This is a genomic window from Paenibacillus sp. GYB006, assembly GCF_036577645.1.
GTDB lineage: Bacteria > Bacillota > Bacilli > Paenibacillales > Paenibacillaceae > Paenibacillus.
Genome location: NZ_JARBDA010000001.1, coordinates 454,346 through 476,719 on the forward strand (window position 1 = coordinate 454,346; position 22,374 = coordinate 476,719).

Consider the following 22,374-nt stretch of genomic DNA (forward strand, 5'->3'; position numbering starts at 1 on the left):
TTGCTGTGAGCGAAATTAAAGTACCGGCTATGGGGGAATCCATCACGGAAGGGACAATATCCAGATGGGTCGTTAAAGAAGGAGACTCTGTAAATCAAGGAGATGTACTTCTAGAAGTTGAAACGGATAAGGTAAATATCGAAATTAGTGCGGAAGAGAGCGGTGTAATCACCAGTATCTTGCATCAAGAAGGAGATACGGTGCAAATCGGGGAAGCTATTGCGCTGCTTGAAGCAGGCGCAGGCGCCAAGGAATCTGCAGCAGCTTCAGCGCCGACTCCGGAAGCTCCGGCTCCTGCAGCGTCGCCAGAACCAGCTCCTGTACAAAGTAAGCAAAAGGAGGATGCTGCTGAGAGCGAAAGCCCTAAAGCTTCTCCATCTGCACGCAAGCTTGCCCGTGAACGTGGTATTGATCTTGATCAAGTACAGAGCCGCGATCCTATTGGACGTATCTACCAAGAAGATGTGAAAACTCATGGTTCGGTACAAGCAGCTCCTGCTGCCACACCTAATAAGCCAGCAAGTGCTCCTTCTGCTCCAAAAGAGCAAGCAAGCTTCAGCAAACCAGTAGAACGTCAGAGAATGTCTCGCCGCCGCGCGACCATTGCGAAGCGTCTTGTAGAGGCACAGCAAACTGCGGCTATGCTAACTACATTTAACGAAGTTGATATGACTGCAATCTTGGACGTTCGTAAACGTCGTAAAGATAAATTCAAAGAAAAACATGATGTAGGTCTTGGCTTTATGTCATTCTTTACGAAAGCAGTTGTAGGTGCATTGAAACAATTTCCAACAGTTAACGCGGAGATTGATGGCGACGATATTATTCTTAAAAAATATTACGATATCGGTATAGCTGTATCTGCTAAAGAAGGACTTGTTGTTCCGGTTGTCCGGGATGCTGACCGTTTGAGCTTTGCTGAGATTGAGCGCAATATTGGAGAACTTGCATCTAAAGCGCGTTCGAATACATTGTCTCTAAATGAACTGCAAGGTGGAACATTTACCATCACAAATGGCGGAGTATTTGGCTCACTCTTATCTACTCCGATCCTGAATGCTCCGCAAGTGGGGATCTTGGGTATGCATAAGATTCAGGTCCGCCCAGTAGCTATTGATGATGAACGTATGGAGAATCGCCCAATGATGTACATTGCTCTATCCTATGATCACCGTATTATTGACGGCAGCGAAGCAGTTCGCTTCCTAGTAACGGTGAAGGAATTGTTAGAGGACCCAGAATCACTGCTGCTTGAAGGATAAGAAGGCGGAATATTGAATAAATAAGAAGAACAGGTGCGCGCATCTTATGTGGCGGCTTGTTCTTCTTTTTATATCACTTTTAGTAGGAGGAAATGGAAATGCTGAATATTGTAGAGTTACAATATCCGATTGGGCAAGAGGAAGATAAGCCCATAACGGAGGAAAACATCAAAGAATGGATTAAAAATCTGGAAGAGTTACCTCAGAAGCTAAAAGAGGCGGTAGCAGATTTGTCCGATGAACAGTTAGATACTTCTTATCGCCCGGATGGATGGTCTGTTAGGCAGGTTGTTCATCATGTGGCAGACAGCCATATGAATAGTTTTATTAGGTTTAAACTTGCTTTGACAGAGAATAATCCCACGATCACACCATACGAAGAAACGTTATGGGCTGAACTGCCTGACGCAAGCTTAATGCCGGTAACACCTTCCTTACATATCATAGAAGGGCTTCATGCACGCTGGACTGCACTGCTTCATTCGCTGTCTCTTGAAGATTATCAGCGTACATTTTATCACCCTGGTTCCCAGAAGACCTTAACGCTTGGAGAGTGTGCACGTCATTATTCGTGGCATAGTCTTCACCATACTGCCCATATTACTTCACTTCGCGGGCGTATGAATTGGTAAAAAAAGATAACGACAAAAAACCTCTCTTGTCATTGAATGATAAGTTCAATTTCAAGAAAGGTTTTTGGTGTGATTTATAGATCATACGGAAGGAGATACATGACGAAGGAGCCAATCGGCAACATGTTCTTCTACTTCTCTGCGGTTAATTTCATGCAGCATTTCATGCCTGCCTTCTGGGTAAATCCGATATTCCAAATCTCTTATCCCCAGTTCTTTATACATTTCTACTAGATTCAGTACTCCTTTGCCATGCATACCCACAGGATCATTTCCTCCTGAGAAGATGTAGATGGGCTTATCTTTAGGTATATCAGCCAGATGATGAGGAAGATGGATCTCCATAAGAAGTTCGAAAAAACCTTGGTAAAAGCGAGCTGTGCATAGCGAGCCGCATAAAGGATCATCTATAAACTTCCTTACTTCTTGTTCATCCCTTGATAACCAGTCAAAAGGAGTAGCAGCAGGGCGGAATGAGCGGTTAAACCCACCGAATACGACTGCATTGAGAAAAAAACTTCGACGTTGTTGTCCCTGAATAAGACTTTGCAGTTGAGCGAGAATCTGTCCTAACTTCAGCAAATTTCTTTTCCCATTCGAACCAGATAAAATATAGCCTTCGTATAAATGTGGACCGGCATACATTACTTTTTGGGTAAGGAAGGAGCCCATACTGTGTCCAAGTAAAAAAATAGGTAACTGAGGATGCTCTTGGCGTATGAACTTTCCTAGTTCGCCCATATCTTTCGCCATCCACTTAAAGGCATTGGGTCCGCCATCTCCTAACATTCCTTGATCAACAGCAGTCTTACCATGACCACGATGATCATTGGCATAGATGATGAACCCGTGTTTAGTCAAGCATTCAGCCAGTTCTTTATAGCGCTTCGCTGTTTCGGACATCCCGTGTGCAATCTGAACAATCCCTTTAATAGGTATTTCATCTTCCGGAGCCCACCGATACACAAAGACATTGACCTCATCGCTATCCAGCATTTGAAACGTATATTCCTGCATGGTGAGTCCTCCTTCCAAAGTGAATGGCGCTAAAATAATGAAAAAAAATTAGGGGAGATAAGAGCGTAAAACGGTTGTATTTCCTTCAAGTTTGTAACTTCCAAGGCTAGAAGGAAGTAAATAACATTGTCCCGCTTTTAGATCAAGTTCTTCCGTATCATTCCAGATTAATTGGCCGCTGCCTTCACAGACAACGAGAATGGTAAAACTATCTTCATTGGTTGACAGGTTCCAAGAACTCGTTACAATTCCCTTTTCGACGACAAAATATGGGCAAGAAGCAAGTGTAAGCCATTCACCAGGAACAGCCTGATTTGTTTTCATCGAAGTAGCCCCTGTATTTTTGAATACGGTTACGTTTAAAGAATCTTCGATATGAAGTTCACGAGGTTTGCCGTCAAGACCAGGGCGATTGTAATCAAAAATCCGGTAGGTCGTATCTGAGTTTTGCTGAATTTCGGCAACTAACACACCAGCACATAAGGCATGAACTGTACCTGCTGGGATAAAGAAGGAGTCTCCTGCTTCTACAGGTACTTCCTGCAGGGTATCCATAACCGTACCATTTTCGAGTGCGTCACGAAGCTGATCGTGAGTAACATTGTCTTTTAATCCATATATAATCTTAGCATCCGGTTTTGCATCAAGCACATACCACATTTCTGTTTTGCCAAGTTCTCCTTTTGGAAGTCCAGCATAATCATCGGTAGGATGAACCTGAATGGATAGATCATCATTACAATCAAGCAACTTAATGAGTAGAGGGAATCGGCCCCCTTGTTCGGAAACCCCTTTGTTGCCAAGCCAATCTCGTCCGTACGTTTCTCTTATTTCGTCAAGGCCAATACCAGCTAATTCCCCGTTAAGCACTTTTGTTGTTCCATTTGGATGATCAGCAATCATCCAACCTTCCCCAATATGTCCCTCAGGTATCGTAAGACCAAATTGTTCTAAAGCGCGACCGCCCCATACTCTTTCTTTAAACTCGGGCTGAAATTGCAACGGGTAAGGCTTATGCATGATTATTCTCTCCTTATGATATGAATTTAGTCTTTCTTCTACCCATATTAGATTCTGTTACTTTTTCTCAATAGCGATGAGATAGGGGGAAGTGGCTCTCTGCAACTGTCTGTATGTAACTGCTTGACCAATAGCTATAGGAAGTTTCGCAGCCCACTCACTAACTGCATGTGCTTCTTCATCGCCACCTTTGTGTCCAGGATATAATACGACAGTGAGGATTCCTTTGGGTCTAAGTAAATCAAGGGATACTTCCAAAGCAGAGATCGTAGTTGCAGTAAGCGTGATTACAGAAGGATCAGCTTGATCAGCCGGCAGATATCCAAGATTGAACATGACGGCTCCGATATGACCATGGAAATGGGAAGGGATATAATTTCTCATATCCCCATGACTTTGTCTAAAAAAGGTGACGGGTGCAAGTTTATCTTGATCAGCGGCACCCGCAAATCTATTTTTTGCAAGGTCAATTGCTTGTTCTTGGATATCAAAGCCAAAGACATGCCCCTTTGGTCCAACGGTTCGTGCCAAAAATAAAGTGTCTGCTCCTGTCCCTACCGTAGCATCAATGGCTGTGTCTCCAGAATGCAGCCTGTCCGCTGTCCAAAGGTGGGCACAGCTAAGAATGGATCGAAAACCCATAAATTAATATCCCCTCCAGTATTTCCCTTGCCAAGTATTACGAGCTTTTAGCTCGGCGTCAATACCATTTAATACTTCCCACTTTTTAAGGGACCACATTGGACCAATCAAAAGATCTCTTGGAGCATCTCCGGTTAGGCGGTGAACAATCATATCCGGCGGCAAAATTTCCAGTGAATCTACAATCAGTTTTATATATTCGTCTTGCTCCAAAAAACGCAGAAGACCTGCTTCGTATTGTTTTACCATAGGAGTCTTGCGCATAAGATGAAGAAGATGAATTTTGATTCCTTGTACCCCCATGTTTGCTACTGCCCTTGTTGTCTCAAGCATCATTTCATGAGTTTCTTGAGGAAGTCCATGAATAATGTGTGTACAAACACGGATATTGTGTTTTCTTAGCTTTTCAACAGCTTCTACATAGCATTTTGTATCATGTGCCCGATTAATTAACTGTGAAGTTGAATCATGAATCGTTTGCAGACCCATTTCGATCCATAGATAGGTCCGTTCATTGAGTTCAGCAAGATATTCAACCACGTCATCTGGTAAACAGTCCGGACGTGTTGCGATCGATAATCCAACTACTCCAGGCTGTTTTAAAATTACTTCAAAATATTCTCGCAGTTCTTCAACAGGAGCATAAGTGTTTGTGTATGCCTGAAAATATCCAATATATTTTGCATTTGGCCACTTTTGATGCTGGCGATCACGGATGGTATTAAACTGCGTTACCAAATCGTTTCTTCTTGATCCCGCAAAATCGCCAGAGCCTCTCGAGCTGCAGAACGTGCAGCCGCCTTTTGCGATCGAGCCGTCTCGGTTGGGACAAGTAAAACCGGCATCGAGCATGACTTTAAATACCTTATTGTCAAACTGCTCCCGCATTTCATAGTTCCATGTGTGGAATCGTTTGTCTCCCCAGAGTAGAGGGGAGAAAGTTGGTAAATTCATTTTAGTGCTCCTTTTGACTAAGTTCTTTCTGTATATTAAAAAGTAAGGTTGATAATTGAGTTAACGATAACCTTTACCATTGTATCAAAAAGCTTTGCAAAAAGGGAATTCTTCTCCATTGAATACAGAAAAAGATCACAGACAAAATTAAAAAAATAAGCGCTTTCCTATTGTAAACCTTACACAGTAATGTTATATTATAACTAGGTCAGACCTTAACATTATTGCTTACAAATTTCGCTAGAATTCATACATTTTGCTCGTCTCGGCCATACTAATAATGAGGTGATAACATGAATTCGATAATAAAAGCAGGACAGCACAAAGTAACGGTTGAGCTTACAGCGGATGAAGCACTAGCACTTACGGGAGTAAGATTCAATAACAACCCACAAGTAGAAACAATTGCCAAGAAGAAAATACGTAGAGCCTTCGAAAAGACATTTGATTTTTCTACCCAAGATAAGGTAGACTATGAACTGTTAAAGTAGTTGGACCCCAATTCCAAATAAATGAAAAAGGAATTATATGCCGTGCCTATTGGGTACAGTGTGTGATTCCTTTTTCTTTTATCTTTACTTTTCACTGATATTTAGGCACAATTAATGCCGATGAATTTTTTATATAACGGAGGAGAATTATGCGTTTAAGGGGCAGAAAAGGGATTCGTGAAAATTTAGAAGAGCAAAAAGACCTTGTTATTCTGAATCCTGCTGATTATAAAGGGAAATGGTCAGAATTGTTTGGAAACGATAGACCAATTCACGTGGAATTCGGTATGGGTAAAGGACAGTTTATCAGTCAGATGAGTTATCGCAACAAGGAAGTCAATTATATCGGAATTGATATGTATGATGAGCTTGTTCGCCGTGCAAGTGATAAGGCTAGATCAGCTTGGGAGCCAGAAGGTGTCGAAACTCCGCCAAACCTTAAATTGGCACTCGCAAACATTGAAGATATTCTCGATGTTTTTGAAAAAGGTGAAGTGGAACGAATTTACTTGAACTTCAGTGATCCGTGGCCTAAATCAAAACATGCAAGAAGAAGACTGACTCATCCGCGTTTTCTTGATAAGTATAAAGAGGTGCTGAACAGTTTGGGGCAGATTCACTTCAAGACTGACTCAGAGACTCTATTTGAGTTCTCGCTTAACTCATTCGCTGATTATGGTCTTCAAATGACTAATATTTCTCTTAACTTGCACCGTGATGGAATCAATGAAGAGCATGTAATGACAGAATACGAACAGAAATTTATGGGCAAAGGAATGAACATTCACCGCGTAGAGGTTATTATTGGTGAACAAGCCCTTGCTGAATATAATGCAACGCGTTTGAAGAAATATCGTTTAACAGAAAGTACAGGCAAACAAGAACAAGAACAAAATTAAAAAATGGGAATGTTTCCTTGCTTGTCCTCATAACATTTGAATAGTGGAAAATAAGAAAGGTGCCCTTTTAGAAAGGCACCTTTCTTGTTTCTACCATCTCAATGATGCTTTTGGCACTTTGCATCGGGTGAAACTTTTCAATCTCTTTTAAGTGACGCTCTCTTGTTTCGACAATCGTCTCATATTCACTAAGGAGACGGTTCATCCATTTTTCGACAACTTCTAAGGAAGTGATGGGTTCACCAAGTCCTTGTTCTGTGAAATATAGACAATTTTCTTCTTCCTGACCAGGTAAGGGGTTATGAAACAACATTGGAATCCCTTTAGCGAGTCCTTCTGAACAAGTCATTCCGCCAGGTTTCGTCACCAGAACATCGGCTACTTCCATAAGCTTGTCGATTTCTCTGGTGAATCCCATGATATGAATATTGGGTTTTTGATAAAGCGGATTCTGCTCCATATGGGCCCTGGCTTTGTCATTATTCCCCAACACATAGATCAATTGTACCTTTTGTTGCCACTGAGCAAGGTACTCATTGACAATTTCATCAGTCATAAGTCCCCAGCCGCCATCCATGACTAGAACCGTAGGCATGTCTTTCAGCTCAAATTTGAGGCGGATCTCTTCCCGACTTGGATGTTCCCAAAAATTAGGATGGACCGGAATGCCGGTTACCTGAATTTTATTTTTGGGAACACCACGGTTAATAAGCTTGAGCTGGACTTCCGTGGTCGAAACGAGATAACGATCGACTTCTGGGCTGATCCAAGTTCCATGAACGTCGTAGTCCGTTATAACCGTGCATAACGGAACATCAACTCCCAGACGCTTAAGACGAGCGATGACAGCACTTGGTATAGGATGAGTGCAGACAATGATATCAGGTTTAAGCTGTCTTACAATGCTCCTTGTATGGGTATAGAACAGCCTGTGTAATGCGAGCGTTGCGAAACGATTAATTGGTTTTTTATACTGTTTTCGATACATAAGTGCAACAAGCTTTGGTTGTTTTGTAATCGTTCTTTTGTAAGCATTTATAATGAGGGGAGCAACATGCGGGTTGAGAAAACTCCCTAATTCAAGCACTTTCGTCTGCACATCAGATGAGAGTCTCCTTAAACTGCTCGAGAGTGCGTATGCTGCTTGAGTATGTCCGGCTCCGAAACCTTCAGATAATAACAACACTCTTTTTTTGGTCACTCTCAGCTCACCTGTTCCTTGCTCTTTGTTTTCTGTCATTCAAAGATACTAAACATTATGGCCAAAATGCAACCGTTCCGAGCGCAACTGAAGTCCCAATTACTGCTCCAGCGAGTACGTCAGAAGGATAATGTAATCCAAGATAGATTCTTGAGAAACCAACAATGCTTGCTAAAGGCAGTAGGACGGATGTTACACTGGGTACGATCATCATAAAAGGAACCGTGACAGAAAAAATCGCGGTAGTATGACCAGACGGGAAAGAATGATCAGATAAGGGATTACGAAAAGTATTTGTACCAGGCAGCGCTAGATAAGGTCTGATCCTAGGATACAGCTTCTTTGCTGCTGCAACAGGGATATGACTAATCGCTAAGGAGGCACAAGCCATATAACCAGCTTGTCTCCATGGATCGGGTGCGAGTGTAGCTATGAGAAGAGAAGCTGCAATCGTAAATGTTGCCCCGCCCAAATGAGTTAAGTAGTAAAGCCAAAAATTCAGGAAACGGTTATGAAGACGTCCGTTAATCCACATAAAAATTTTTTGTTCGAATGCTTGTAGTCTTACGAAAAAACGGCTCATATAACATCCCCCTGCATCAATTGCGTCCACAATGAGTATTAACCCTAGTTTATCACATTTTTAAATGATATCCCTTTCAATAATAACCCATTTACACCCTTTAAAAAAACAGTGCTTTTGACTTTACTCAAGAAAAAAATATAAAATGATTCAAGCCACCAATTCTGGTTTAAAAAGTTTAGAGGTTTGTTTAAACCTTTTTCCTGCTTTTTGCGTTTAATATTTAGATCTAATTCCTGCATTTAGAAATAAATAAAAATGGAGGAGGGAAAGATCAAATAAAAAACGCGTAAACGGATGAAAATAAGACTTAACTGCTATGAATGAAGGCTTGAAGTAGTTCTTATAGCGAAATCAGCCCAAAAGAACGCTTTATTGCCGAGATGCTGTCATTTGAGGATTTTGACAAAACTTCAGAAAGCATACAAAATCGAGTAGGCAGTTAAGAATAGTGGTGAAGATATAGAAAAGAAACAAAGAACGGGTCATGTACTACAAAAAAAGATGTGCGTAAAAAAAGAGAAGCTCATATTAAAGAGGGGGTAGCAGAGAACAAATGTTTAATGCGATATTTGTGACGTTCCAAGTGATCTTGGCGTTTCTTGCTGTGTATCAGTTTAGTTTTTCTCTGTTCGGTCTGATTAAAAAGAAAAAGAAACAACAGTTTCCGCCGAACAAGTCATTTGCTGTATTGGTTGCTGCTCACAATGAGGCAGAAGTTATTGGAGCTTTGCTTGAGAATATGAAAAAGTTAGATTATCCAAAAGAGTTGTATGATGTGTTTGTGATCTGTGACAACTGTACAGACAATACAGCTGAAATTGTTAGGGCACATGGAATGAATGCTTGTGTCAGAGTGAATCCAGAACAACGCGGTAAAGGATATGCGATTGAATGGATGCTCAAAGAACTTTGGAGCATGCCAAAACAATACGATGCAATCGTTATGTTTGATGCAGATAATTTGGCAGCTACGAATTTCCTTCAAGAAATGAATAATGATTTAAATCGCGGAGCTCGCGTTATTCAAGGATATATCGATACTAAGAATCCGGAAGACTCCTGGATTACAGCTGCTTACGGTATTTCATACTGGTATATTAACCGTTTGTGGCAGTTGTCCCGTCATAACCTGAATATGGCTAACTTTTTAGGCGGTACGGGAATGTGTTTTGAAAGTAAACTCCTTAAAGATATGGGCTGGGGAGCTACATCCCTGGTAGAAGACCTTGAGTTTACGATGCGTGCTGTTGAACGTGATGTATATCCTGTGTTCAACTATGACGCTAAGGTATTTGATGAGAAGCCACTTACGTTTAAAGCTTCTGCAAGACAACGTCTACGCTGGATGCAGGGTCACTTCACCGTAGCGAGAAGATATTTCTTCCCGCTGATATGGAAGAGTATCAAGCAGGGCAGTTTGGTTAAATTTGACCTTGCTGTCTACAGTGCGAACGTGTATGTAGTATTACTGACGTTTCTGATGACGGCGGTCAGCTTGATCGATATTACGTTGTTTAAAGGTCCAAATATCACAAATATTTATGGATACTTGCCAATATGGGTAGGGTTTACTGCTATTTTGGCAAACGTTGTGACGTTCCTAGCGTCTCTTGCACTGGAGAAGGTTAAAATCAAGAAAGTGTATACATCACTTATCTTGTTCCCGATCTACCTGTTATCCTGGTATCCAATTACGCTGTACGCGTTCTTTACACAGAATAACAAACAATGGAGCCACACGAAGCATACTCGTGTTGTTCGCTTGGAAGAAGTACAAAGCAAACAAGGATAAAAAAATATATATTTTATGCTTGACGGTTTGAATGAGCTATGTTATATTAATCAAGTGATTGTTTACGGAATCATAAGAAGAAGGTACGACTTCTCACCTGATCGGCTGAAGCTGACGGGTACGATCCCAATGATTTATGAAACTTGATTTTTCATGAAGAATTGTCGATTGTTCAGGGATGTCGGTAGCCTACCGGCATCCCTATTTTTTTTCGAATGGGTATCGATAACGACATGGAGGTGGACAGTTATTAGTAAAGAACACATGATTAACGATGAAATTCGGTCGAAGGAAGTTCGTTTGGTTGGAGCTGAAGGGGAGCAAATTGGAATAACACCAATTCGCGAAGCATTGCAGATGGCTGCAGATCTCAACTTAGACTTGGTGAATGTAGCGCCGCAGGCTAAACCGCCGGTATGTCGTATTATGGACTACGGTAAGTTCCGTTATGAGCAACAAAAGAAAGAAAAAGAAGCACGCAAGAATCAAAAGATTGTGGACATTAAGGAAGTATGGTTCCGTTCTAACATTGAGGAACACGACTACCAAACAAAACTTCGCAATGTAGTTAAGTTCTTGAAGGACGGCGACAAAGTGAAGTGCTCCGTCCGCTTCCGCGGACGTGAGATTGCCCATGCGGATATCGGTCAAAAGATTTTGGAGCGCGTTAAAGCAGAAGTTGCTGAGATCAGCAGCATCGAACGTCAACCAAAACTTGAAGGTCGAAGCATGATTATGATTTTGGCTCCAAAAGCTTGAGCCAGTTAAACTTGGAGGAGGAAATACAAAATGCCTAAAATGAAAACTCACAGCAGTCTGAAGGGTCGTTTCAAAATTACAGGTACTGGTAAAGTGAAACGTTATAAAGCATACAGAAATCACTTGCTTTCCCACAAATCCAAACGTACAAAACGCGTTCTTGCTGGTAGCCCTGTAATGGCACCTGGAGATGTTAAACGTTTGAAACAAGGTTTGTCTAACCTTAAATAGTCGCGTAATGCCAACAACTGCATCTAAGCAGTATAACTACTAAACATATATATTTTCTGGGAGGTCTTCTAATATGGCAAGAGTAAAGGGCGGATTCGTTGTTCGTCGTCGTCATAAAAAAGTATTGAAACTTGCTAAAGGTTATTTTGGTTCTAAACACCGTATCTTTAAAACTGCTAATGAACAAGTAATGAAATCCATGGTATATGCATACCGTGACCGTCGTACTACAAAACGTAACTTCCGTAAATTGTGGATCGTTCGTATCAATGCAGCAGCTCGCATGAACGGATTGTCTTACAGCAAATTCATGCACGGTTTGAAACTCGCTGGAGTAGACATGAACCGTAAAATGCTCGCTGATCTTGCAGTGAACGATATCAATGCATTCAACTCTTTGGCTGTTGTAGCTAAAGAAAAAGTGAACGCATAATTTAATAATATGTTGCCGCCGTTATAGGCGGCTTTTTTATGGACATCTTTAAGTTCATTTGCATAAATGAACTAGGTCTTCTGACATAATGTGCTAAATCATTCTCTTTGTATATTACTTAAAATAGTGCAAATAATAATTGGGACTTAAGGAAGTGAAAGGGATGATAAAGATACTTATATGGCAAGGAAAGTCACATGCAAGTTACATTAACGTGTTAAATCACGAAAGTAAAAACGCTTACATTACTTTTTTGCTATAAAAACTTAAAATTAAGTGATGAAACTGCTGGATTTTAAAAAAGGATGATTGTATAATCACACCTAGTAGGACAGTCCTACTTGAACTTCGCATTCGCTTGAATTACAAGAGGCCTCGATTAAGATTGATTGTTTAAGATGAATTGTGGCAGGTAGCAGAGCGAATGAAAGAATCAAGAAGGCAATATTTTAAGGGGGAACAATTCCAAGATGAAGAAAGTATTGAGTTTGTCTCTAAGTATGATCCTTGCAGCATCAGTTGCACTTGCCGGTTGCGGTAATGACAACAGTAGCAGTTCGCAAGGTAGCGATGGTAACGAAGGAGCAGCAAAATCTGACGTACAAATCGGTATGGTAACGGATGTCGGCGGTGTAAACGACAAATCCTTTAACCAATCTGCTTGGGAAGCTCTGCAAGCTGTAGAAGCGGAATCAGGCGCAAAAGTTAAATATTTGCAGAGTAAATCGGATAGTGACTATAACACAAACCTAAACGAGTTCGTACAAAACAATTATAATCTTACTTGGGGAATTGGCTTCCAACTGGCCGATGCAATTAAAACGGTAGCTGAACAAAACCCAGAATCAAATCTAGCGATTATTGACAGCGTTGTTGATGCACCAAATGTGAAATCTGTTACTTTTGCAGAAGAACAAGGTTCTTTCCTCGTAGGTGTGATCGCTGGTAAAATGACAAAAACAAATAAAGTTGGTTTTGTCGGCGGTATGAATAGTCCGCTTATCAAGAGATTCGAAGTTGGTTTTAGAGAAGGTGTTAAAGCTGTAAATCCTGATGCTAAGTTTATTCCTACGTACACTGGTAACTTTGATAAACCGGACGAAGGAAAAACGGCAGCAGCAACACTTTACAACGATGGAGTAGATATTATTTTCCACGCTGCTGGTGCTACAGGTACTGGGGTGTTTAACGAAGGTCTCTCCCGTAAAAAATCCGGCCAAGATGTGTGGGTAATCGGTGTAGATAAAGACCAATCTATCGAGTTTGGTGATGAAATCACACTGACGTCCATGATCAAAAAAGTAGACGAAGCAGTAAAAAAAGTATCACTTGAGTTAGTAAACGGTACTTTCGAGGGTGGAATTGAAGAGCTTGACCTTGCCGACAACGCTGTAGGTATTGCTGAGACTTCAACAGCTAACGTTCCTGAAGATGTTCTGAAACTCGTTGACGAGTATAAAGAAAAAATTATCAGCGGCGAAATTGTTGTTCCAACTGAGTAGTATAACTAAGTAGTGCAACTGAGTAGTTCAAGTTTTACTGTTTCTTACGTAAAAGTAGATACGATGTAAATAAGCATAATGACAAGGCTGGTTATTAGAACTAGCCTTGTTCTCACGTCTAGGGCCATAATTACTAATAAATTCTATATAAGGGTGATCTCATGGGTGCAGCAACTCCTGTTGTAGAGTTAAAGCAAATTACAAAACGCTTCCCAGGTATTGTCGCCAATGATTCCATAAGTTTGCAGCTGCACAAGGGTGAAATCCATGCGCTGCTAGGGGAGAATGGTGCGGGTAAATCAACGTTAATGAATATTGTATTTGGATTGTATCAGCCTGATGAAGGCAGCATCGAAGTGAACGGCAAGCCTGTATTAATTGATAGTCCAAACAAAGCAATTGAACTGGGAATTGGAATGGTCCATCAGCATTTTAAGCTGGTGCAACCTTTTACTGTAGCTGAGAATATTATACTGGGTTCTGAACCAAGAAAAGGGCTGGGTATTAACTATAAAAAGGCAGTAGCAGAGGTTACACGTTTATCAGAAATGTATGGGTTACAAGTAAATCCAAACGCCAAGATTGAAGATATATCTGTAGGTATGCAGCAACGTGTTGAAATTCTTAAAACACTGTATCGAGGAGCAGAGATTCTCATCTTTGACGAACCAACAGCAGTGCTAACACCACAGGAAATTACGGAATTGCTTGTGATTATGAAGAAGCTCGTTGCTGAAGGAAAGTCCATTATTCTGATTACTCATAAACTGAAAGAAATTATGGAGATTTCAGATAAGGTTACCATTATCCGCCGCGGGAAAGTAATTGATACGGTTAAAACTTCTGAAACTTCTCCAAATGATCTAGCAGCTAAAATGGTAGGACGTGAAGTGACTTTCAAGGTAGATAAGAAACAGGCCGAGCCTAAAGAAGTAGTTCTTGATATTCAAAATCTTACATCCAAGAATCAAGATCACATCGCTGTTCTTGATCAATTGAATCTGAAAGTGCGAGCTGGCGAAATTGTCGGAATTGCCGGGGTAGACGGTAATGGTCAAAGTGAACTGATCGAGGCTATTACTGGACTGCGTAAAGTTGATTCAGGAAGTATCAAGCTCAACGGCAAAGAGATTAAGAATCAAACTCCTCGTAAAATTTCAGAGTCAGGTGTAGGCCATATACCGGAGGATCGTCATAAACATGGTTTGGTACTTGACTTCTCTGTAAGTGAAAATATGGTACTCGAATCTTACTACAAAGAACCATTTTCAAAGAAAGGTTTCTTGGATTTTAAAGAGATCGATAAGCATACGGTGAAATTGGTAGAAGCATTTGATGTTAGAACACCAAGCATTGATACGAAATCTCGTGCACTCTCTGGTGGTAATCAGCAGAAAGCGATTATTGCGAGAGAAGTGAATAAAAATCCGGACCTGCTTATCGCTGCACAGCCGACACGCGGACTTGACGTTGGTGCAATTGAATTTGTACAAAAACAACTCATTGCTCAGCGCGATCAAGGGAAAGCTGTTCTTCTTATTTCTTTTGAACTAGATGAAATTATGAATGTATCAGACCGGATCGCTGTTATCTATGAAGGACATATCGTAGGTGAAGTCCTGCCAGAGGAAACAAATGATCAAGAACTCGGACTTATGATGGCAGGCAGCATGAAGAAGAGAGGTGCAGCGGGTGAATAATGTATTAAAATGGTTTACGAAGGACTCATTTATCTATCCTGTAGTCGCTATTATTATGGGTCTAATCTTGGGTGCATTCGTTATGCTGATTGGTGGATATAATCCCATTACCGCTTATGGTGCACTGATTGATAAAGTTTTTGGAAGTACCTATAACTTTGGTGAGGCAATTCGTGAGATGACTCCGCTCCTAATGACAGGTCTCGCTTTCGCTTTTGCTTCACGAGCAGGTTTGTTTAATATCGGGGCTGAAGGTCAGTATATCGTAGGTATGACCGCAGCTACGTTTATCGGAATTAAATTTACTAGTTTACCCTTAATCATTCATGCACCGCTTGCTCTCATTGCTGGGGCGATTGCAGGTGGACTTTGGGCTTCTGTAGCGGGTTTTCTTAAAGCGATACGCGGAGTTAACGAAGTTATCACCAGTATTATGATGAACTGGATTGCTCTTTATATGGCTAATCTTGTAGTCAGACAGTTCTTACTTATGCCTGGTGAGAATCGCTCAGAGCAAATTCAGCCTAGTGCGTCGATCGCGATCGGCTGGTTGTCTGAACTGATGAACAATTCACGTGTTCACTGGGGAACGTTAATTGCTCTTGTCGCAGCCTTGTTTTTCTATATTTTCATGTGGAAGACGAAACAAGGTTTTGAGCTGCGAGCCGTTGGTTTCAACCATCATGCCGCACAATATGCCGGGATGAGAGTAAACCGAAATGTAGTAAAAGCGATGTTTATCAGTGGGATATTTGCTGGTCTTGGCGGTGCGTTCCAAGTACTAGGGGTATTTGGATATCAAACGGTGTTCCAAGGTTCTCCAGGTATCGGATTTGACGGAATTGCCGTTGCTCTGATTGGTATGAATCATCCACTTGGTGTTGTACTAGGAGCCATTTTATTTGGTGGATTAACCTATGGTTCTTCCGGAATGAGCTTTGCTGCGGATGTTCCACCGGAATTGATCCGAATCGTAATCGGTTCGATCATCTTCTTTATAGCTGCACAAGGGATTGTGCGCTGGGTGCTTAAACCCTTTAACTCCAAGCGCAAGAAAGAGAAGGTGTTGTAAACATGGACTTCATAACCCTTTCTGGACAACTGATTAATACTACACTCGTTTTCGCAACTGCGCTTGTTTTTGCTGCGCTAGGCGGTATTTTTTCCGAGCGTTCCGGGGTAACGAATCTCGGGATCGAAGGTTTTATGATTTTCGGAGCTTTTGCAGCAGGTGTTACGGCTCACTATGCACAAGATGCAGGCATGTCGGGAGAATCCGCAGCGGTGATCGGTCTTATTGCTGCTGCCGTATTCGGACTGATTGTATCTCTTATTCACGCAGTAGCTTCGATTACATTTAAAGCAGACCAGATTATCAGTGGTATCGTTATTAACTTCCTGGCTGCAGGAAGTACCCTGTATATGGTTAAATTACTCTTTGATGGTTCAGGAGAAACTCCGCTTATTTTAGGTTTTGAAAAATGGGATCCAACTTTGTTCGGTATAAAGTTAGCTGAAATTCCGTTCTTTGGAAGTGTATTTATTAATCATTATCCGACTACGTTCTTGGCTATATTGTTCGTTATTATTGCTTACTACTTCCTGTATAAAACACCTTATGGACTGCGTCTTCGTTCAGTCGGGGAGCACCCTAGTGCCGCAGATACAATGGGAATTAACGTAACGAAATATAGATATGTTGCAGTTATGATTAGTGGAGCACTAGCAGCGATTGGTGGTGCAACACTGACTCTTACTACAACGGGAGTATTCTCACACAATACCATTTCCGGACAAGGATACATTGCAATTGCTGCGATGATCTTTGGTAAGTGGAATCCGATTGGTGCATTTGGCGCTGCCTTGTTCTTCGGATTGTCTCAAGCCGTTCGTAACTATATTCAAATATTCGAATGGTCTCAGGCTATTCCCCAGGAAATTATTTTCATGTTGCCGTATGTACTTACCATTGTCGTATTGGTCGCTGCCGTAGGTCGCTCTTCTGCTCCTGCTGCACTCGGTCAACCATACGATCCAGGCAAACGATAATTTGGGATTAGAGAATGGACAGATAACCCGAAGGTGTTCACATTCATGTGTACACCTTCGGGTTTTTTTGTACATGCAGGACATAGGAACAGGCAAATCTCTGATCTATGAATAGTATAATAGTGAATTCTACTCAGAAGGAGGGAGAAAGATGAGTAAATCTGTGAGCGCAAATGAAGCGAAAAAATGGATTGGACAGGAAATTGTAGCTGTTCGGAAAGATGGAACACAGGTAGCGGGCAAGCTGGTGTCTATAACGGGTAATAAACTTATACTCGAACCGGTGGGCGGAAAAGAGGCAGGTACACGGGCGATTCTCCCTTTAGTCTTATTTGATCTTCTTGCAATCGGAACATTACCTTTTGCAGGCGGCGGCTTTGGCGGTCCATTTGGCGGCGGAGGTTATCAAGGAGGTTATAATGGAGGAGGCTACCAGGGCGGCGGATATCCTGGCGGCGGTTATGGCTACGGAGGCAAACCAGGTGGTGGTTACGGATTTGGACCAGGTCCAGGACCGGGACCAGGCCCAGGTTTTGGAGGAGGATATGGATTTAAGAATAAATTTTTCTACTAGTGAATCCATTTCTTGAAATTGATTTTGTATCATTTCAATAGATTTCTAAATTTTTTCCCATCTCATAACAACGGCCAATGTCCATATAACGAATCAATTCATAACCGGATTTCTTATAAAAAAGCACTCCTTTATGGTTGCCTTCATCCACCATCACTTTTGATTTTTTACAACCTCGTGAGATTCCAAACTGTTCTGCTTTGAGTAACAGTTCTCTGCCGTGATTCTTTCTCTGTTGTTTCGGTGAGACTGCCATCATGTCAATATAAAGCAGATTCCCATGCATCATAAAGTGAATAAAGCCAAATAAATCCGATTCGTATGTCGAAGAGGATACCAAAGAAAATCCCCTTGATAATCTGAAGGGGATTTCTTTTATGACTTGATCGATGTCCTGTTTGCTCATGTGAGAGAGAGGGACCAATTGGGTTTGAATGAGTTCCATGATAGCAGTGTCATCCTGTTTAGGTCTTCGATTTCGAATCATAGAAAATACCTCCTTATTGAGCAAGTTCTTGTTGAAATAGTATATGTATAGTCGGGATGACAGGTGCTATTTTCCAGGGCAAAACAGTTGTTACAGCAAGGTTTGTCCAAAAACTGTAATACTCTTGAAAAATAAAGTGTTGACTATTTCCATAAATGAATCATATAATGTTCCTAACATTTAACCGCTATAGTTCATCGGCAATGATGAGGACGAAGTTGTAAGGGCGCTTATGCTCAGAGAGTGGACGGAATATGCTGCAAGCTCCACCATAATCCCTTATATACGAGCTCACCTCGGAGCTGTTTTCCTGAAAGGCAATTTGCTTATTAGGGAAAATCGTAAGTCTACGTTACAGACGTTAGGTAAGAAGATGGGGTGGGGTTATTTACCTTACTATTCTTCTACTTGCTAAGGTCAGATTCTGTGAGGAATCAGACAAAACTGGGTGGTACCACGGAAGAAACAACCTTTCGTCCCTTGCGAGGCACATATTGTGTCCGCTTGAGATGAAAGGTTTTTTTGTTTTCTAGTTTGCAAGTTCTATGCAGTTCTTTAGAAGGGGGAGATCTTAGAGTGAATGCACATAATTCTGAAATGCGGTCAACAGATCAACTACGAGAGAAATGGATGAAGCCGGAAGTCATTACCGGTTCGGATATCTTGCTACGAAGCTTACTCCTTGAAGGTGTTGAATGTGTGTTTGGTTATCCAGGCGGAGCTGTACTTTATATTTATGATGCGATGCATGGATTCGAAGATTTCAATCATCTTCTTACACGTCATGAACAAGGTGCTATTCATGCAGCTGATGGTTATGCACGAGTAAGTGGAAAAGTAGGGGTATGTATTGCTACTTCAGGTCCTGGTGCTACGAACCTCGTTACTGGAATTGCAACTGCGTATATGGATTCAGTACCTCTTGTTGTCATCACAGGAAATGTCGCTTCAAGCCTGATTGGTACCGATGCATTCCAAGAAGCTGATATTACGGGAATTACCATGCCGATCACGAAACATAGTTATCTGGTACGTGATGTTGAAGATTTGCCTCGCGTGATTCACGAAGCATTCCACATTGCGAACACTGGTAGAAAAGGGCCGGTACTCATTGATATTCCTAAAGATATATCTTCAGCGAAGACCCTTTTTAAACCGCATACCGAACCGGTGCAGATGAGAGCTTACAATCCAAAAGTAATTCCAAACCGGATTCAGCTTGATAAACTGCATCAAGCCATTCAAGAAGCAGAACGTCCAGTCATTCTAGCTGGAGGCGGGGTTGTATATTCGGGAGGACATGAAGCACTGTACGAATTTGTTAAACAAACGGAAATTCCGATTACAACTACACTTCTTGGACTCGGAGGCTTCCCAAGCGGTCATGAATTGTGGATGGGGATGCCCGGAATGCACGGAACATATACAGCAAATCATGCCATCCAACAAGCAGACCTCCTAATCTGTATCGGTGCAAGATTTGATGATCGGGTTACGGGAAAGCTGGATGGTTTTGCACCTAAAGCAAAAATTGTTCACATTGATATTGACCCAGCTGAGATTGGCAAAAACGTCGCTGCCGATATTCCTATTGTGGGTGACGTGAAAACCGTACTAGAAATTCTTAATCAAGATGCAGCTCGTGCAGATAAGGCAGATGCATGGCGGGGACAGATCAAGGAATGGAAAGGCGATCGTCTCTATCATTACAAAGATTCAGATGAAGTCTTAAAACCACAGTGGGTTATTGAAATGTTGAATGACACCACAAACGGCAGTGCAATTGTAACGACAGATGTAGGTCAACATCAGATGTGGGCTGCGCAATATTATAAATTTAATCAACCGCGTTCATGGGTTACTTCTGGCGGTCTTGGTACAATGGGATTTGGATTCCCTTCTGCGATTGGTGCACAGATGGCTCATCCAGATCGACTGGTTATTTCCATCAATGGAGATGGCGGAATGCAAATGTGTTCTCAAGAACTTGCCATCTGCGCGATAAACAAAATTCCGGTTAAGATTGTAGTCATTAACAATCAGGTACTTGGAATGGTTAGACAGTGGCAGGAATTAATTTACGATAATCGGTTTAGCCATATTGATCTATCAGGTAGTCCTGATTTTGTAAAATTGGCTGAAGCGTACGGAGTAAAAGGCCTGCGTGCAACAAACAAAGAGGAAGCTCAGCAAGTTTGGGAAGAAGCAATGAATACGGATGGTCCTGTACTTGTCGAATTTGTAGTTAATAGGGATGAAAATGTATATCCGATGGTAATGCAGGGTTCGACAATTGATCAAATGCTGATGGGAGATGCATAAATCATGAATAGACATACGATTGCCGTGCTGGTAAACGATCAGCCAGGAGTGCTTCAACGGGTATCAGGTCTGTTCGGTCGCCGTGGATTTAACATCGAAAGTATTACAGTAGGTCAATCGGAAGAAGCAGGTTTATCTCGAATGGTCATTGTAACACTTGGAGACGACAAACTACTCGAGCAAATTGAGAAGCAACTCTACAAATTGATTGATGTAATTAAGGTAGTCAATCTTAGTTCAAATCCAATGGTAGGACGCGAACTTGCGTTGATAAAAGTAAAAGCAGATCCTTCAGAACGACCTGAAGTAATGGGACTCGTTGAGACTTTCCGCGCTTCAGTCGTGGATATCGGAAATACCTCATTGATGGTACAGGTTGTAGGGGATACAGATAAGATTGATGCAATGATTGAGCTTCTGAAGCCTTACGGAATCCGTGAATTATCCAGAACCGGAGTTACCGCAATGATTAGAGGTAATGTATAAAAACTTATTAGAATGAATATTTAATTCGTGGAATTGTCATTCATTCTCTTTTTTAAAGTAATAGTTTAGTCATTCACCGCGACAGAAAATCACAGTCCTGAAGAATGGGCGGGGGTTTGAGGGGATTGCTGCTACTTCATAACTAAAGACGATGATGAGCAGTCTGGGAGAATAGTCCCTTGAAACACCCGCTCATTCATGCAGGGTTTCTTTACAATACAAAGGAGGACTTTAACAATGGCAGTTACAACGTACTATGAACAGGATGCAGAACTTAGTGTATTGAAAGGTAAAACCATCGCCGTAATCGGATATGGTAGTCAGGGACATGCTCAGGCACAAAACTTACGTGACAGTGGACTAAATGTAGTAATCGGTCTACGCGAAGGTAAATCATTCCAAACCGCTCAAAATGATGGTTTTGAAGTACTTTCCGTAGCAGAGGCAACAAGCCGTGCTGATGTCATTCAAATTTTGATGCCGGATGAAACACAAGCTTCCGTTTACAAAAATGAAATTGAGCCTAACTTGAAAAAAGGCGCTACAATCATGTTCTCTCACGGTTTTAACGTTCATTTTGGTCAAATCGTTGCTCCTAAAGATAGCGATGTATTGCTTGTGGCTCCTAAATCTCCAGGACATATGGTTCGTCGTACATATGTAGAAGGTTTTGGTGTACCTGGTTTGATCGCGATCGAACAAGATGCAACAGGTAAAGCGAAAGAAATTGGTCTTGCATATGCAAAAGGAATTGGCTGTACTCGTGCTGGAGTTATCGAAACTTCTTTCCGTGAAGAAACCGAAACAGATTTGTTCGGTGAACAAGCTGTATTGTGCGGTGGTGTAAGTGCACTCGTAAAAGCGGGATTTGAAACGCTGACAGAAGCAGGTTATGCACCAGAAATGGCATACTTCGAATGTCTGCACGAACTGAAACTAATTGTGGATTTGATGTATGAAGGCGGACTTGCAAGTATGCGCGATTCCATCAGCAACACAGCTGAGTATGGTGACTATGTTACAGGTCCTCGTGTTGTAACAGAAGATACAAAAGCAGCAATGAAAGCCGTTCTGACTGACATCCAACAAGGTAAATTTGCTCGTGACTTTATCCTTGAGAACCAATCAGGCCGTGCATTCTTGACAGCTACTCGCCGTAATGAAGCAAATCACCCGATTGAAGTCGTTGGTAGTCAATTGCGTGAAATGATGCACTGGACTCATAAATAAGATTTCATCATAACCGAAAAATAATGAATTGAAATATTTCTTCCTAAGCGGCCGTGCGATTATGCGTGAGCCGCTATAGGAGGTTAAACACAAACTTTTTTGGAG

Annotated in this window: 23 protein-coding genes; 16 read left to right on the plus strand and 7 right to left on the minus strand. The window is 41.6% G+C overall.

The annotated features are described in order from the left end of the window. Positions 1 to 5 precede the first annotated feature (5 nt). Together odhB and PV403_RS02290 are read left to right on the plus strand one after the other, a co-directional pair. Complete coding sequence (gene odhB, locus PV403_RS02285; protein WP_213531978.1) at positions 6 to 1,262, plus strand: 2-oxoglutarate dehydrogenase complex dihydrolipoyllysine-residue succinyltransferase; 1,257 nt, start codon at positions 6 to 8, stop codon at positions 1,260 to 1,262. Between the two features lie 107 nt (positions 1,263 to 1,369). After that, positions 1,370 to 1,894 (plus strand): YfiT family bacillithiol transferase, encoded by a 525-nt coding sequence (locus PV403_RS02290; protein ID WP_332083787.1) that lies wholly within the window; start codon positions 1,370 to 1,372, stop codon positions 1,892 to 1,894. A gap of 81 nt (positions 1,895 to 1,975) precedes the next feature. On the opposite strand, the gene PV403_RS02295 is transcribed toward PV403_RS02290, so the two are convergent. Genes PV403_RS02295 through PV403_RS02310 form a run of 4 tightly spaced genes read right to left on the minus strand, consistent with a single transcriptional unit; the run spans position 1,976 to position 5,527 of the window. After that, positions 1,976 to 2,911 (minus strand): alpha/beta hydrolase, encoded by a 936-nt coding sequence (locus tag PV403_RS02295; RefSeq protein WP_332083476.1) that lies wholly within the window; start codon positions 2,909 to 2,911, stop codon positions 1,976 to 1,978. Between the two features lie 48 nt (positions 2,912 to 2,959). Next, positions 2,960 to 3,931: a type I phosphomannose isomerase catalytic subunit gene (locus tag PV403_RS02300; RefSeq protein ID WP_332083477.1), complete on the minus strand. Its 972-nt coding sequence runs from the start codon at positions 3,929 to 3,931 to the stop codon at positions 2,960 to 2,962. 57 nt (positions 3,932 to 3,988) lie between these two features. Beyond that, positions 3,989 to 4,573: a class I SAM-dependent methyltransferase gene (locus PV403_RS02305; RefSeq protein WP_332083478.1), complete on the minus strand. Its 585-nt coding sequence runs from the start codon at positions 4,571 to 4,573 to the stop codon at positions 3,989 to 3,991. A gap of 3 nt (positions 4,574 to 4,576) precedes the next feature. Continuing rightward, a complete protein-coding gene (locus PV403_RS02310; protein ID WP_332083479.1) occupies positions 4,577 to 5,527 on the minus strand; it encodes a TIGR01212 family radical SAM protein in 951 nt (316 codons plus the stop codon). Between the two features lie 293 nt (positions 5,528 to 5,820). Between PV403_RS02310 and PV403_RS02315 the strand changes: the two genes are divergently transcribed. Both PV403_RS02315 and trmB read left to right on the plus strand, forming a co-directional pair. After that, positions 5,821 to 6,018 (plus strand): hypothetical protein, encoded by a 198-nt coding sequence (locus PV403_RS02315; RefSeq protein WP_160032816.1) that lies wholly within the window; start codon positions 5,821 to 5,823, stop codon positions 6,016 to 6,018. A gap of 149 nt (positions 6,019 to 6,167) precedes the next feature. Beyond that, on the plus strand, positions 6,168 to 6,917 hold the full coding sequence (trmB, locus tag PV403_RS02320) for a tRNA (guanosine(46)-N7)-methyltransferase TrmB (RefSeq protein WP_213531983.1): 750 nt from the start codon (positions 6,168 to 6,170) through the stop codon (positions 6,915 to 6,917). 67 nt (positions 6,918 to 6,984) lie between these two features. Here trmB and PV403_RS02325 read toward each other — a convergent pair whose 3' ends face one another. Continuing rightward, positions 6,985 to 8,118, minus strand: coding sequence for an MGDG synthase family glycosyltransferase (locus tag PV403_RS02325; RefSeq protein ID WP_332083480.1), 1,134 nt, complete (start codon positions 8,116 to 8,118; stop codon positions 6,985 to 6,987). Between the two features lie 55 nt (positions 8,119 to 8,173). Continuing rightward, positions 8,174 to 8,701 carry a phosphatase PAP2 family protein gene (locus PV403_RS02330; protein ID WP_213531985.1) on the minus strand — a complete coding sequence of 176 codons (528 nt, stop codon included), beginning with the start codon at positions 8,699 to 8,701 and terminating at the stop codon, positions 8,174 to 8,176. Between the two features lie 556 nt (positions 8,702 to 9,257). Between PV403_RS02330 and PV403_RS02335 the strand changes: the two genes are divergently transcribed. The 9 genes from PV403_RS02335 (at position 9,258) to PV403_RS02375 (ending at position 17,744) form a co-directional block, all read left to right on the plus strand. Beyond that, complete coding sequence (locus PV403_RS02335; RefSeq protein WP_213531986.1) at positions 9,258 to 10,496, plus strand: glycosyltransferase family 2 protein; 1,239 nt, start codon at positions 9,258 to 9,260, stop codon at positions 10,494 to 10,496. A gap of 264 nt (positions 10,497 to 10,760) precedes the next feature. Next, positions 10,761 to 11,255, plus strand: coding sequence for a translation initiation factor IF-3 (gene infC, locus PV403_RS02340; protein ID WP_160032821.1), 495 nt, complete (start codon positions 10,761 to 10,763; stop codon positions 11,253 to 11,255). Positions 11,256 to 11,285: 30 nt separating this feature from the next. After that, positions 11,286 to 11,486 (plus strand): 50S ribosomal protein L35, encoded by a 201-nt coding sequence (gene rpmI / locus PV403_RS02345; RefSeq protein ID WP_213531987.1) that lies wholly within the window; start codon positions 11,286 to 11,288, stop codon positions 11,484 to 11,486. A 73-nt stretch (positions 11,487 to 11,559) separates the two neighbouring features. Continuing rightward, positions 11,560 to 11,919: a 50S ribosomal protein L20 gene (rplT, locus tag PV403_RS02350; RefSeq protein WP_160032823.1), complete on the plus strand. Its 360-nt coding sequence runs from the start codon at positions 11,560 to 11,562 to the stop codon at positions 11,917 to 11,919. Positions 11,920 to 12,389: 470 nt separating this feature from the next. Then, entirely contained in the window at positions 12,390 to 13,421 is a 1,032-nt protein-coding gene (locus PV403_RS02355) for a BMP family lipoprotein (RefSeq protein ID WP_213531988.1), read from the plus strand. A gap of 161 nt (positions 13,422 to 13,582) precedes the next feature. Beyond that, positions 13,583 to 15,121, plus strand: a complete 1,539-nt coding sequence (locus PV403_RS02360; protein WP_285747363.1) for an ABC transporter ATP-binding protein — start codon at positions 13,583 to 13,585, stop codon at positions 15,119 to 15,121. Next, positions 15,114 to 16,193: an ABC transporter permease gene (locus PV403_RS02365; RefSeq protein ID WP_332083481.1), complete on the plus strand. Its 1,080-nt coding sequence runs from the start codon at positions 15,114 to 15,116 to the stop codon at positions 16,191 to 16,193. The genes PV403_RS02360 and PV403_RS02365 overlap by 8 nt, the downstream gene beginning before the upstream one ends. A gap of 2 nt (positions 16,194 to 16,195) precedes the next feature. Next, entirely contained in the window at positions 16,196 to 17,170 is a 975-nt protein-coding gene (locus PV403_RS02370) for an ABC transporter permease (RefSeq protein ID WP_332083482.1), read from the plus strand. A gap of 151 nt (positions 17,171 to 17,321) precedes the next feature. Then, positions 17,322 to 17,744, plus strand: a complete 423-nt coding sequence (locus PV403_RS02375) for a hypothetical protein (RefSeq protein ID WP_213531992.1) — start codon at positions 17,322 to 17,324, stop codon at positions 17,742 to 17,744. Between the two features lie 34 nt (positions 17,745 to 17,778). On the opposite strand, the gene PV403_RS02380 is transcribed toward PV403_RS02375, so the two are convergent. Next, complete coding sequence (locus PV403_RS02380; RefSeq protein ID WP_332083483.1) at positions 17,779 to 18,231, minus strand: GNAT family N-acetyltransferase; 453 nt, start codon at positions 18,229 to 18,231, stop codon at positions 17,779 to 17,781. 597 nt (positions 18,232 to 18,828) lie between these two features. On the opposite strand from PV403_RS02380, the gene ilvB reads away from it, so the two are divergent. The 3 genes from ilvB (at position 18,829) to ilvC (ending at position 22,269) form a co-directional block, all read left to right on the plus strand. Further along, positions 18,829 to 20,553 (plus strand): biosynthetic-type acetolactate synthase large subunit, encoded by a 1,725-nt coding sequence (ilvB, locus tag PV403_RS02385; protein ID WP_374705796.1) that lies wholly within the window; start codon positions 18,829 to 18,831, stop codon positions 20,551 to 20,553. 3 nt (positions 20,554 to 20,556) lie between these two features. After that, positions 20,557 to 21,039 carry an acetolactate synthase small subunit gene (ilvN, locus tag PV403_RS02390; RefSeq protein WP_201450698.1) on the plus strand — a complete coding sequence of 161 codons (483 nt, stop codon included), beginning with the start codon at positions 20,557 to 20,559 and terminating at the stop codon, positions 21,037 to 21,039. A gap of 237 nt (positions 21,040 to 21,276) precedes the next feature. After that, complete coding sequence (ilvC, locus tag PV403_RS02395) at positions 21,277 to 22,269, plus strand: ketol-acid reductoisomerase (RefSeq protein WP_213531995.1); 993 nt, start codon at positions 21,277 to 21,279, stop codon at positions 22,267 to 22,269. Positions 22,270 to 22,374 lie beyond the last annotated feature (105 nt).